We start from the raw sequence: 12,850 nt of genomic DNA on the forward strand, positions 1-12,850 counted from the left end.
CGGAGCTTGCCAAGCGATGTGGCTCAGCCTGTGACCGGCGGCACGGCCAGCACCTGGCCCAGCCCGGCCAGGCGCTGGGCCAGTTCGTCGCGCAGGCCCGGCGGCGTGGTCCACAGCGCCACCGGCACGCGGTCCAGGCTGAGGATCTGCGCCAGCATCATGCCCCGGCTCTCGGCCCCCATGCGCAGCAGACAGTGCTCGGCACCATCCGCCTCCAGCACCCCGCACCAGGGAGGAATGCGGCCTTCCAGCTCGGCGCGGCTGCCGGCCAGGCGGACGATGGCCTGCAGCGCGAACGGGGCCTGGCTGACCGCCTGCCGCACCATCACGTCCGGGGGTGCCGGCGTGCGCCGATGCAGGCCGGGCTCGGTGCATTCGCGCACCGCGCCCATCCGGTCCACACGCAGGGTGCGCCAGTCCTGCCGGCCCAGATCCCAGGCCAACAGGTACCAGCGCCGGCCGTAATTGACCAGGTGCTGTGCCTCGACTTCGCGCTGGGTAACAGCCTCCTGCGCGCTGCGGTATTCGAAGGCCAGCCGTGACGCCTGCCGGCAGTACTGGGCCAGCCGTCCGAGCAGGCGTGCGTCGGTGGACGGAAGATCGGACAGGGTGGCCGTCGCTGCATGCACCTCGCTGGCCTGCTGGCGGCGACGGGTCGGCACCAGCGGGTCGAGCTTGGACAGCAGGCCACGCGCGGTGTCGTCGATGCCGGCGACGGTGGCCGAGGCCGCGCGCAGGGCGATGGCCAGGGTGGTTGCCTCCTCCTCGTCCAGCAGCATCGGCAGTACCGGTGCCCCGGCCCCCAGCTGATAGCCGCCGCCGACCCCGGCCGAGGCCTGCACCGGGTAGCCCAGCTCGCGCAGGCGCTCGATATCGCGGCGGATGCTGCGCCGGTCCACACCCATGCGCTCGGCGAGCTCGGCCCCGGACCACTGGCGGCGGGCCTGCAACAGGGCGATCAGGCGCAGCAGTCGGTGGGCGGTATGGCGCATGAAGGATCGAGGACAGAAGTCGTCCGCAATAGTGCCCCAGGATGGCCTCCAGTTCACCACCCACCGCAAGGAGCAATGCCATGAATTCACGCCGGATCACCCTGTACCACGCCGCCCGTTCCCGCTCGAGCGGCGCCGTGGCCCTGCTCGAAGCGCTGGGTGCCGACTACCGCATGCAGGTGCTGGACCTGAAGGCCGGCGCCAACCTGGCCCCGGCCTACCTGGCCATCAACCCGATGGGCAAGGTGCCGGCCATCGTCCACAACGGCGCACTGGTAACCGAACAGGTGGCCATTTATCTGTACCTGGCCGACCTGTATCCGGAAGCCGGGCTGGCCCCGCCGATCGGCGACGCCCTGCGCGGGCCCTACCTGCGCTGGATGGCCTTCTATGGCGCCTGTTTCGAGCCGGCGATGATCGACAAGGCGATGCATCGCGAGCCGCCGCCGCGCCTGATGTCGCCGTACAACGACGCCGAGACCGTGCTGCAGGTGGTCGAGGCCCAGCTGGCGCAGGGCCCGTACCTGCTCGGCGAGACGATGAGCGCCGCCGATGTGCTGTGGGGCAATGCGCTGGCCTGGACCACCGCCTTTGGCCTCGTACAGCCGGCGCCGGCAACAGCCGACTACATCGCCCGGATGAGCGCGATGACCGCCTTCGACCGGTCGCGGCGGATCGATGCGGAGCTGGTGGCGGCGTAATCAGCGCCCCCTTGTAGAGCCGAGCCCACGCTCGGCTGCTCCTCCGCCTTGCACAAGGCAGCCGAGCGTGGGCTCGGCTCTACAGTGATGACCACGCCGGGCTTGGGCTTGGCCGCATGAACGCGGCGGCTGGCGCGGGATGCGGGTAGAATTGCCCGCTTTCCCGCCACCCGAATGGATTAAGCGCCATGACCGGGACGCCAGACGTCTTTCCGCCCGCCACGCCGGGCGGTACCCCGCTCGTTGCCCTGCCCGCTGGTCCGCGCAAGCCCGACCAGGTCAAGGGCAAGCTGTACATCAAGACCCACGGTTGCCAGATGAACGAGTACGACTCGGCCAAGATGGCCGACGTGCTTGCCGCCAGCGATGGCCTGGAACTGACCGATACCCCGGACGACGCTGACGTCATCCTGGTCAACACCTGCTCCATCCGCGAGAAGGCGCAGGAGAAGGTATTCAGCCAGCTGGGCGTGTGGAAGGGCCTGAAGAACAAGGGCCGCGAGGTCATCATCGGCGTCGGCGGCTGCGTCGCCTCGCAGGAAGGCGAAGCGATCATCAAGCGCGCGCCGTTCGTCGACCTGGTGTTCGGACCGCAGACCCTGCACCGCCTGCCGGAACTGATCCGCGCGCGGCGCGAACAGAAGCGCCCGCAGGTGGACATCAGCTTCCCCGAGATCGAGAAGTTCGACCGCCTGCCGGAGCCGCGTGCCGATGGCGCCTCGGCGTTCGTGTCGATCATGGAAGGCTGCTCGAAGTACTGCTCGTTCTGCGTGGTGCCCTACACCCGCGGCACGGAGGTCAGCCGCCCGTTCGAGGACGTGGTGGTGGAAGTGGCCCAGCTGGCCGCGCAGGGCGTGCGCGAGATCAACCTGCTCGGCCAGAACGTCAACGCCTACCGTGGCCCGTATGGCGATGGTGAGTTCGCCGACCTGGGCCTACTGATCCGCACCATCGCCGAGATCGATGGCGTTGGCCGCATCCGCTTCACCACCTCGCACCCACTGGAGTTCAGCGATTCGCTGGTCGATGCGTTCCGCGACGTACCGCAGCTGGCCAACTTCCTGCACCTGCCGGTGCAGGCCGGCAGCGACCGCGTGCTGTCGGCGATGAAGCGCGGCTACACCGCACTGGAATTCAAGTCGAAGATCCGCAAGCTGCGCGCGGTGCGCCCGGACATCTCGATCAGCTCGGACTTCATCGTCGGCTTCCCCGGCGAGACCGATGCCGATTTCGAGAAGACCATGAAGCTGATCGAAGACATCGGCTTCGACCACAGCTTCTCCTTCATCTATTCGCGCCGCCCGGGCACGCCAGCGGCCGACCTGGAGGACACGATCAGCGATGCCGAAAAGCACGCGCGCCTGTCGCGCCTGCAGGAGCGCATCAATGCGCACGCGGCCAGCATCTCCCAGAAGATGGTGGGCACGGTGCAGACCGTGCTGGTGGAAGGTCCGTCGCGCAAGAATCCGAACGAGCTGACCGGCAAGACCGAGAACATGCGCTCGGTGAACTTCCCGGCGCCGGCACGGCTGATCGGCCAGTTCGTGGATGTGGTGATCACCGAAGCGCTGACCAATTCGCTGCGCGCGCGGGTGGTGGCGGAGTAAGGTCTGGGTGTGCCGACCAACGGTCGGCACCCACCGGAAATGATGCCGGCCAGCGGCCGGCACTACCGAATGACAGGCCTTAATCCAATCGCTTGCGGAAGCGCAGGATCGCCAGCGTCATCATCACCACGATGAAGGCCAGCAGCGCCAGCGCGTCGTGCCACAGCTCCCACAGCGAGGCGCCGCGCAGCATGATGCCGCGCACCAGCCGCAGGAAGTGGGTCAGCGGCAGCACTTCCGCCAGCCATTGCACCGGCCGCGGCATGCCCGCAAACGGGAACATGAAGCCCGACAGCAGGATCGACGGCAGGAACAGGAACAACGTCATCTGCATCGCCTGGAACTGCGAGCGCGCGCGCGTGGAAATCAGCAGGCCCAGTGCGAGGTTGGCCAGCACCAGCAGTACTGCGGCCAGGTAGATGTCCAGCAGGCTGCCGCGGATCGGCACCTGGAACAGCCAGGTGCCCAGCATCAGCACCAGCGTGGTCTGCAGCAGGCCAATCGCTGCATAAGGCAGCACCTTGCCCACCATCAGTTCGCTGCGCGACACCGGCGTGGCGATCAGCAGCTCCATGTTGCCGCGCTCGCGTTCGCGCACCACCGCCACGGCCGTGAACATCACCAGGGTCATGGTCAGGATCACCCCGATCAGGCCCGGCACGATGTTCACCGCCGAGCGCCGCTGCGGGTTGTAGAAGCTGGTCACGCTGATAGGACCACTGGCGATGCTGCCTTCGCGCAGGGGACGCGTGTTGCTGGTCGGAAGCGTGTCCAGCGGCACCTGCGCCAGCTGGATCGCTGCGCTCTGCACCACGGTGTCGCTGCCATCGACCAGCACCTGCACTGCTTCGCGACCGTCGAAGCGGCGACGCTCGAAGTCGGCCGGCACCACGATGCCGACACTGATCTCGCCACGGCGCAGCGCCTGCATCAGCTGGTCGGGCGTGTACGCCTCGCTGCGCGGCGTGATCACGCCGGTGGCGACCATGTCCTGCACCAGCGCGCGCGAGGCGGCACTGTTGGCCTGATCGGCGACACCGGCGTCGAGGTGACGCAGGTTGAGATTGATCGCATAGCCGAACAGCAGCAGCTGCATCACCGGAATGCCGACGATCATCGCCAGCGTGATGCGGTCGCGCCGTAGCTGCCGCAGTTCCTTGAGCATGATCGCCCACAGCCGGCGCAGGTTCATTCCGCCGGCTCCCGGCCACGACCACGGGTGGCGGCCACGAACACGTCTTCCAGGTTCGGTGCCACCTTCTCGATGCTGGCCTGCGGGTCAGCACTGGCCAGCGCACGGCCCAGCACTGCAATGTCCGCCGCTCCCTCATTGCACAGCACGCGCAGATGGGTGCCGATCTGCGCCACGCTGAGCACGCCGGGCAGATCGGCCAGTGCGCGGCTGGCCAGGCGCGGCTGCGACGCGGTGACCTGCAGCGTGCGCCCTTCCAGCCGTGCGCACAGTTCGGCCGGCGTGCCGTCGGCCACCAGCGCGCCACGATCAAGGATCGCCAGGCGGTGGCAGCGCTCGGCCTCGTCCATGTAGTGGGTCGAGACCAGCACGGTGGTGCCCGCATCGGCCAGTTCGAACAGGGCCTCCCAGAAATCGCGGCGCGATTCCGGATCGACTGCGCTGGTCGGCTCGTCCAGGAACAGCAGCTCCGGAGCGTGCACGACGGCACCGGCCAACGCCAGGCGTTGCTTCTGGCCACCACTGAGGGTGCCGGCCAGCTGCGGCTGCCTGTCCAGAAGACGATACTGCTGCAGCAGTTCGTCGACCCGCTGCCGGGCCTGCGCGCGTGGCAGATCCTGGATGGCGGCGAGGAATTCCAGGTTCTCGCGTACCGAAAGATCTTCATACAACGAGAAGCGCTGGGTCATGTAGCCGATGCGCCGGCGCAGTGCTTCGGCCTGCTCGGGAACCGCCAGGCCCAGCACCTCGATCTGCCCGGCACTCGGTTCCAGCAGGCCGCACAGCATGCGGATGGTGGTCGACTTGCCCGACCCGTTCGGCCCCAGGAAGCCATAGACCTGGCCACGCGGCACGGTCAGGTCGACATTGTCCACGGCCAGCAGATCGCCGAAGCGGCGGGTCAGGCCCTGCGCGTGCACCGCGATGTCCGCACCGGTGTTCAGAAGCGCACCTGTACCGGAAGGCCCGCTGGCAGCTTCTGCATGTCGCTGTTCCCGTCCACTTCGATCTCGGCCAGATAGCTCAGGCGCTCGACGTCATCACCGGTCAGTGCGTAGTACGGCGTGAACGACGGCTCACTGCGGATCGCACGCACGTGCCCCGTCAGCACCGTGCTGCCTCCCTCCAGCTGTATCTGCGCGGCCTGTCCGACCTTGACCTGCAGGCGCAGCGGTTGCGGCAGGTAGACGCGTGCATAGGGGCGCTCGCCGACCAGCATCACCGCCAGCGGCGCGCCGACCGGCGCCTGGTCCCCCTGCCGGTAAGGCAAGGCATCGACCACGCCGTCGCGCGGTGCGCGCAGCTGCAGCTTCTGCAGGTTGACGCCCTGCACCACCTGCTGTGCCTGTGCGGCATCCGCGGCCGCCTGGCCCTGGGCGATATCCTGCACACGGCTGCCGTGCACCCGCTCCAGCCAGGCCTGCTCGGCAGCACGCGCGCTGGCCTCGGCATTGCCGGCAGCGGCGCGTGCACGATCCAGTTCAGCGGCGGCAATCAGGCGCTGCCGTGCCAACGGCTGGACACGTCGGTAATAGGCAGTTGCTTCGGCAGCCTGTGCGCGCAACGCGGCCAGTTGCGCCTGGGCCTGCGCGATCTGCTCCTGGCGTGGACCGATCTGCAGTTCTTCCAGCTGGGCCTGCGCACGCGCCGCATCAGCCTGAGCCGCGGCGAACTGCGCGTCTCCCCGCGCCGGGTCCAGGCGCATCAGCACGGCCCCGGCCTTGACCTGCTGTCCCTCGCGCACCTCCACCGTGGCGATGACTTCGGCCGCCGGCGCCGGCACCGTGATCCGGTCCCATTCCAGCGTGCCCAGTGCAGTCGGCGTTGACTGCCCACACCCCGCCAGCAGGCCGATGCCCGCCAATCCGATTCCACGCATCCCGTTGCCGATGCCCATGCCATCCCCTCCTGCGACGGCGACACGGTGCCATGTGCCCCGTGCACCCTCAATGATTCCGATCAGCCCTGACGGTTTTTTCACCACACGTGGGCAAGCCTTTTGCTGCAAGGCTCCGCACCACCTATCCACAGGTTGATTCGGCATCATTCCACAACCGCTGTGGAAATCCGCAGGGAGGTGGCTTTGTTGCTCGCCCGGCAACGAAACCTGCACTGCCATCACGATGAATGACCCCGTACAGGCCACCCGTGGCAGTGCTGCCGCAGCGACGAACGGCCATGACGCTTTTTTCACCAGGACCTCATGGGCCTTGTGGCACAAGCATCGCAGAGGTCTATCCACAGGTTTCCGCGTGCCCCGTCCACACCGGGTGTGGAAAACGCTGTATCGACCGTCTGCTGGCCGTGTGCCCCGCACGCGCGCTACCCTTGTCCTCCCTGAATACACTGCGGTGGAAGGCGTCGGCCCCACCCCAAGCAATGAAAAGCATCGATCATCGAGACTTCACCCTGTCGCCGGAAGACAACGAGCGACTGGCCAACCTGTGCGGCCCCTTCGACGGGCACCTGCGCCAGATCGAGCTGAAGCTCGGCGTGGAGATCGCAAATCGTGGCTTCGTGTTCCGCATCAGCGGGCCGAACGAAGCCATCGTCGAGGCGCAGAAACTGGTTGAAGCGCTGTACGCCGAAGCCGGCGAAACCACCTTCGACAACCACGCCATCCACCTGCGCCTGGCGCAGGCCAACGTCGAGCAGATCGCCGAACGCTCCTACGAAGCGCAGGAGGTGGCGATCAAGGTCAAGCGCGGTACGGTGCGCGGTCGCGGTGCCAACCAGGGCCGCTACCTGCACCAGATCGCCACGCATGACATCAACTTCGGCATCGGTCCGGCCGGTACCGGCAAGACCTTCCTGGCCGTGGCCAGCGCGGTCGAAGCACTGAACGAATCGCGGGTGCAGCGCCTGATCCTGGTGCGCCCGGCGGTGGAGGCCGGCGAGAAGCTGGGCTTCCTGCCCGGCGACCTGAGCCAGAAGGTCGACCCCTACCTGCGACCGCTGTACGACGCCCTGTACGAGATGATGGGCGTGGAGAAGGTGGTCAAGCTGCTGGAGAAGAACGTCATCGAGATCGCACCGCTGGCCTACATGCGCGGCCGCACGCTCAACGATGCGTTCGTGATCCTGGACGAAGCACAGAACACCACCATCGAGCAGATGAAGATGTTCCTGACCCGCCTGGGTTACGGCTCCACTGCGGTGGTCACCGGTGACCTGACCCAGACCGACCTGCCCAAGCATGTGAAGTCCGGCCTGCGCGACGCCATCGACGTGCTGCGTGAGGTCGAGGGCGTGAGCTTCACCTTCTTCGAATCCCGTGACGTGGTCCGCCACCCGCTGGTCGCACGCATCGTCAGCGCCTACGACCGCCGCGACCTGCATCAGATCCAACCTGGAGCAACTCCATGACCCGTGGTCCCGTGCGACTGGACGTCGCCGTCAGTTATGCCCTGCCGCGTGCCGGCCTGCCGGCGGCAGTGAGCTTCCGCAAGTGGGTGGCCGCCGCGTTGAAGGGTCGCATCCGCGAGGCCGATCTGGCCATCCGCGTGGTCGATGCCAAGGAAGGACAGTCGTTGAACCGCCACTACCGCGGCAAGGACTACGCCACCAACGTGCTCAGCTTCCCGGCCGAAGTACCCGAAGGCCTGCCCAAGGGCGTCAAGTTCCCGCTGCTCGGTGACCTGGTGATCTGTGCACCGGTCGTGGCACGCGAGGCCGACGAACAGGGCAAGGCGCTCAATGCCCACTACGCGCACCTGACCGTGCACGGCGTGCTGCACCTGCTCGGCTGGGACCACGAGGACGACAAGGAAGCCGAGGCGATGGAGCAGCTGGAACGGGAGATCCTGGCCGAGCTGGGCATCGACGACCCATACGCGGGCGAGCGCTGAGCGGGCCATCGCCCGTCGCCACGACTACAAGGGGATCAAGGATGACTCCGGGAAACAGCTTCACGCCGTTTGCGATGAGCGCGGGCCTGTTCGCCGGCCTGCTGATGCTGGGCGCGTACACCGTGCGTCGCCTCAGCGCTCGTGAACCCGCCGGCAGGCACTGGCTGCTGCGCAGCCTCGCCCTGCTCTCGCCTTTGTGCCTGCTGGCTGGGCTGGCGACGGGCATGATCGGCCCGCACCTCACGGGTAGAGCGGAACCCGCCCACCTGCCCGGTCTGTGGGAAACGTCGATGGTGCTGATACTGGTCGGTGCCCTGACCCTGCCGGTGCTGTGGCGAACGCTGCTGCAGCAGCGGCTTGGCAGGCCGGTCAACGCACTCCCGTTCTTCCATGCCAGCCGCACCTCGTTGCTGGTGCTGTTCGTGCTGGCCGTGATCTACATGAAAGTGGCCAGGACAGCCGCATCGGAACTGATGCCCTGGCTCACCAGCCCGGGCCTGTGGCCGGCAGTGGCGCGCATCGCGGGGCAATCGATGCAGATCGCCATGCTTGCGGTCGTGCTGACCCTCTCACTGATGGTCGCGCGGCGGGCGATGACCGGATTCCTGCGCCTTCTCACCGGGCTGTTCAGGCGCTCACCGGAGCTATGATGGCGGCCCTTCGCCTGCGGAAACCGCCCGTGTCACTGCGCTGCTGCCTGCCTTTGCTGTGTGCCCTTGCGGTCCCAGCCGCCTTCGCTTCCAGCCTGGACCTGCCGGCGCTGATAGAATGCCGCCAGGGCGTGGCCGATCAGGCCGCGCTGGCGCCGTTGCTGGCCGACCCGCTGAAGGCCGTGGCCCAGGGCCTGCAGCCGCTGCCACAGGGCAACCAGTTCATGAGTGAGTTCCGCCTGGCCCAACCGATCAGCGTGTTCGGCATGAGCACCGAGCGGGTGGCCGTGGCCGGCGCCAGCATCATGGCGGTGCTCGACCAGGCCGACCCACGCCCGCTGGCCAAGCGCCTGGCGCTGGAGACCGGCTACGACCAGGACGGCAAGTTCATGGCCGGCCGCGAGCTGGTCAGCCGCGACGTGACCGACCCGAAAACCGGCGAGGCCCAGATCGAGTCGATCATCCTCAGCGTCTCCACCGTGGCCTCCCACCCGGGCAAGACCCTGGCCGGCTGCACCTACAGCCTGGACCTGCCCGAGGAGGAGCCGGCCCCGGCCGCCCCTGCCCCGGCCACCGGCAGTCACTGACAGGCCGTCACATCCTGCTAGACTTGGGCCAACGCCCGGCCTGCCGGGTGCCTTTTTTCCAGAGATGTCAGAAGACGACAGTAGTAGCTCCCCTGCGGAGCACAGTGAAAAGAAGCGCGGCTGGCTTGAACGCCTGACCTCCGCCTTCTCCGGCGAACCCCATACCCGCGACGAGCTGGTCGCTGTCCTGCACACCGCGCAGGAAGAGGGTCTGATCGCCGCCGATACCCTGAAGATGATGGAAGGCGCCATTTCGGTCGCCGAGCTGACCGTGGGCGACGTGATGATTTCGCGCTCGCAGATGGTCTCGCTGCCGGTCGAAGCGCCCTTCCTGGAACTGATGAAGCAGGTGGTCGAATCCGGCCATTCGCGCTTCCCGGTGCACGGCGAAAACAAGGACGACATCCTTGGCATCCTGCTGGCCAAGGACCTGCTGCGCGGCGTGGTTGCCGACAACGGCCCGGCCAACGTGCGCGAACTGCTGCGCCCGGCGGTGCTGATCCCGGAGGCGAAGAAGCTCAATGTGCTGCTGAAGGAATTCCGCCTGTCGCGCAACCACATGGCCATCGTGGTGGACGAGTACGGCGGTGTCGCCGGCCTGGTCACCATCGAGGACGTGCTGGAACAGATCGTCGGCGAGATCGACGACGAGCATGACGAGGCCGAGGATCCCTCGGCGCAGATCGCGATCCAGTCCGACGGCCAGTACGTGGTCGACGCGCTGACCCCGATCGGCGACTTCAACGAGCGATTCGGCGCGACGTTCTCCGACGAGGACTACGACACCATCGGTGGCCTGGTCACCGAGGCAGTGGGCCATCTGCCGGAAGTCGGTGACGAGCTGGCGCTGGACCGTTTCATGTTCCGCGTGGCCCGCGCCGACGCGCGCCGGGTACAGGCCTTCCACGTGACCGTGCTGCCGCCGGACGCGCAGGACGACGCTTGAAGCGCCGCGGCCTGATCCTCATGGTGTGGCTGGCACTGTGCGTGCTGGCCATGGCCCTGCCGCTGGCCGCGTTCGCGCAGCCGGCGGCGGCCCCGCCTGCCGCTACGGCGCCCGCCAGTACTGAAGCCCCCGCCCCGCGCATCGGCGTGGTCACCATGCAGCCGGGCACGGTGTTCTTCGAACGCTTCGGCCATGACGCCATCGTGGTGCTTGATCCAGTCAGCGGTGAGGCGACCTCGTACAACTTCGGCTACTTCGACCCGTCCGAGGACGATTTCATCAGCCGCTTCGCACGCGGCGACATGATGTATTACCTGGTGGCGCTACCGCTGCAGCAGGATCTGTCCTACTACGACGAGACCGGCCGTGGCGCCAGCGTGCAGTGGCTGGACCTGCGCCCCGACCAGGCACGTGCGCTCGCTGCCGATCTGGCCGAACGGGCCAAGCCGGAAAACGCGCGTTACCACTACGACTACTACACCGCCAACTGCGCCACGATGGTGCGCGACACGGTGGACAAGGCACTCGGCGGCGGCCTGCAGTCGCAGCTGTCGGGGCGCTCGCGCGGCAACACCTACCGCAGTGAATCGGTGCGCCTGGCCTCGCCGGCACCCTGGATGTGGCTGGGCTTCGATGTAGGCCTGGGGCCGTTCGCCGACCAGCCGCTGTCGCGCTGGCAGGAAGCCTTCGTACCGATGCGCCTGGCCGATGCGCTGCGCCAGGCACGTAACAGCGATGGCCGTCCGCTGGTTCAGTCCGAACAGGAACTGCTGCCGCACCGTATCGATCCGGAGCCGAAGGAATCCGCGCGCCGCTGGTGGCCGTGGCTGCTGCTCGGGCTGATCGTGGCCGGCGGCGTGCTGGCGCTGCGCCGCCGTCCGCGCCTGCTGGCCGGGCTGGCGCTGCCGTTCTGGCTGCTGTGTGCCCTGTTCGGCGGCGTGCTGGTGTTCCTGTGGAGCTTCAGCATCCACTACGCCGCGTGGGCCAATCGCAACCTGCTGTTGCTTTCGCCGCTGGCGGTGCTGCTGCTGCCCGGGGCGATCAGCCTGCTGCGCCGGCGCGTGCCGGGCCGCATGTTCAGGATCGTACTGTGGCTGCTGGCGGTACAGGCGGTGGCCGCGCTGGTGCTGCACTGGCTGAGCCTGCAGGCGCAGTACAACGTGCAGTGGATCGTGCTGCTGCTGCCCGTCCACGTCGCGCTGGCATGGGTGCTGGGGCGTACTCCTCACTTGTCCAAAACACAGCCCTGACGCACGATGGCGGGCATGTCATTGCCCGCCTCCGCTGCCGCGCCCGCCTCGGCCAACCCCGCCTGCGTCATCAACTGCGTCCACTACGATGACGAGGGCAAGCGCCACGACATCACCCTGGACGCCATCAGCGATGTCATTGCCGGTGGCAATGGCTTCGTCTGGGTCGGCCTCTACGACCCCAATGACGATGTGCTGTTGAAATTGCAGGAAGAGTTCTGCCTGCACGACCTGGCCATCGAGGATGCGCGCAATGCGCACCAGCGGCCCAAGGTCGAGACCTACGGCAATTCGATGTTCGTGGTGGTGACGACCGCGCAGATGGTCGACGAGCGCATCCAGTACGGCGAAACCCACGCCTTCCTCGGCCCACGCTTTCTGGTGACGGTGCGCCATGGCGCTTCGCTGTCCTACGCCCCGGTACGCGCGCGGGTCGAGCGCGAGCCCCAGCTGCTGAAAATGGGCCCGTCGTACTGCCTGTATGCGGTGACCGACTTCGTGGTCGACAACTACCTGCCCATCGTGCACCGCTTCCGCGACACCCTGGACCTGCTCGAAAAGGACATCTTCGCCGACACCTACAAGCGCAGCACCGTGGTGCGGCTGTACGAGCTCAAGCGCGAACTGAACAAGATGCGCATGGCGGTGGCGCCGCTGCAGGACGTGCTGGCACAGCTGCGTCGCTATCAGGGCGAACTGATCCCCGACGAGGTGAAGCTGTACATCCGCGACGTGCACGACCACGCGGTACGCATCAGCGATGTGATCGACACCCTGCGCGAGATGCTGGGCACCGCACTGAGCGTGAACCTGTCACTGGTGACGCTGGCGCAGGGCGAGACGGTCAAGCGGCTGGGTGCGTGGGCGGCGCTGCTGGCAGCGCCGACGCTGATCACCAGCTGGTACGGCATGAACTTCAGCCACATGCCCGAGCTGAGTGAACCGTGGTCGTACCCGCTGATGATCGTTGGCGTGGGCAGTGTGTGCGTGGGCTTGTACCGGCTGTTCAAGCGCGCGAAGTGGTTGTAGATCGTATCGACCAACGGTCGATACCCATCAGGCCGGTAGGCCACGACC

At 67.3% G+C, this 12,850-nt stretch carries 13 protein-coding genes; 9 read left to right on the top strand and 4 right to left on the bottom strand.

From position 1 onward, the window contains the following. Positions 1–23 precede the first annotated feature (23 nt). Positions 24–992: a helix-turn-helix transcriptional regulator gene (locus tag AC5P6E_RS09700; protein ID WP_019337151.1), complete on the bottom strand. Its 969-nt coding sequence runs from the start codon at positions 990–992 to the stop codon at positions 24–26. A gap of 80 nt (positions 993–1,072) precedes the next feature. On the opposite strand from AC5P6E_RS09700, the gene AC5P6E_RS09705 reads away from it, so the two are divergent. Continuing rightward, the gene (locus AC5P6E_RS09705) at positions 1,073–1,693 is read left to right on the top strand and encodes a glutathione S-transferase family protein (protein ID WP_010486127.1); all 621 of its coding nucleotides are present in this window, start codon (positions 1,073–1,075) and stop codon (positions 1,691–1,693) included. A 188-nt stretch (positions 1,694–1,881) separates the two neighbouring features. Next, positions 1,882–3,300 carry a tRNA (N6-isopentenyl adenosine(37)-C2)-methylthiotransferase MiaB gene (gene miaB / locus AC5P6E_RS09710; RefSeq protein WP_010486129.1) on the top strand — a complete coding sequence of 473 codons (1,419 nt, stop codon included), beginning with the start codon at positions 1,882–1,884 and terminating at the stop codon, positions 3,298–3,300. Between the two features lie 79 nt (positions 3,301–3,379). Here the strand turns inward: miaB and AC5P6E_RS09715 are convergent, their stop codons facing one another. Genes AC5P6E_RS09715 through AC5P6E_RS09725 form a run of 3 tightly spaced genes read right to left on the bottom strand, consistent with a single transcriptional unit; the run spans position 3,380 to position 6,389 of the window. After that, positions 3,380–4,492, bottom strand: a complete 1,113-nt coding sequence (locus AC5P6E_RS09715; RefSeq protein ID WP_483698694.1) for an ABC transporter permease — start codon at positions 4,490–4,492, stop codon at positions 3,380–3,382. Next, positions 4,489–5,412, bottom strand: coding sequence for an ABC transporter ATP-binding protein (locus tag AC5P6E_RS09720; protein WP_010486131.1), 924 nt, complete (start codon positions 5,410–5,412; stop codon positions 4,489–4,491). Before AC5P6E_RS09720 ends, AC5P6E_RS09715 begins: the two co-directional genes overlap by 4 nt. A gap of 20 nt (positions 5,413–5,432) precedes the next feature. Beyond that, a complete protein-coding gene (locus tag AC5P6E_RS09725; RefSeq protein ID WP_019337149.1) occupies positions 5,433–6,389 on the bottom strand; it encodes an HlyD family secretion protein in 957 nt (318 codons plus the stop codon). 482 nt (positions 6,390–6,871) lie between these two features. Here AC5P6E_RS09725 and AC5P6E_RS09730 point away from each other — a divergent pair, with 482 nt between their 5' ends. The 7 genes from AC5P6E_RS09730 (at position 6,872) to AC5P6E_RS09760 (ending at position 12,802) form a co-directional block, all read left to right on the top strand. After that, entirely contained in the window at positions 6,872–7,858 is a 987-nt protein-coding gene (locus tag AC5P6E_RS09730) for a PhoH family protein (protein ID WP_019337148.1), read from the top strand. Beyond that, a complete protein-coding gene (ybeY, locus tag AC5P6E_RS09735; RefSeq protein WP_005408831.1) occupies positions 7,855–8,340 on the top strand; it encodes an rRNA maturation RNase YbeY in 486 nt (161 codons plus the stop codon). Before AC5P6E_RS09730 ends, ybeY begins: the two co-directional genes overlap by 4 nt. Before the next feature lie 41 nt (positions 8,341–8,381). Further along, positions 8,382–8,990: a hypothetical protein gene (locus AC5P6E_RS09740; RefSeq protein WP_029550726.1), complete on the top strand. Its 609-nt coding sequence runs from the start codon at positions 8,382–8,384 to the stop codon at positions 8,988–8,990. After that, positions 8,990–9,577 (top strand): hypothetical protein, encoded by a 588-nt coding sequence (locus AC5P6E_RS09745; protein ID WP_019337146.1) that lies wholly within the window; start codon positions 8,990–8,992, stop codon positions 9,575–9,577. Before AC5P6E_RS09740 ends, AC5P6E_RS09745 begins: the two co-directional genes overlap by 1 nt. Before the next feature lie 64 nt (positions 9,578–9,641). Beyond that, positions 9,642–10,523, top strand: coding sequence for a CorC family transporter (locus AC5P6E_RS09750; protein WP_005408827.1), 882 nt, complete (start codon positions 9,642–9,644; stop codon positions 10,521–10,523). Beyond that, positions 10,520–11,773 carry a lipoprotein N-acyltransferase Lnb domain-containing protein gene (locus tag AC5P6E_RS09755; RefSeq protein ID WP_019337145.1) on the top strand — a complete coding sequence of 418 codons (1,254 nt, stop codon included), beginning with the start codon at positions 10,520–10,522 and terminating at the stop codon, positions 11,771–11,773. Before AC5P6E_RS09750 ends, AC5P6E_RS09755 begins: the two co-directional genes overlap by 4 nt. 6 nt (positions 11,774–11,779) lie before the next feature. Next, positions 11,780–12,802: a magnesium and cobalt transport protein CorA gene (locus tag AC5P6E_RS09760; RefSeq protein ID WP_495230919.1), complete on the top strand. Its 1,023-nt coding sequence runs from the start codon at positions 11,780–11,782 to the stop codon at positions 12,800–12,802. The last annotated feature ends 48 nt before the right edge of the window (positions 12,803–12,850 follow it).

This window comes from Stenotrophomonas sp. YJH_SMC_16 (assembly GCF_059367875.1).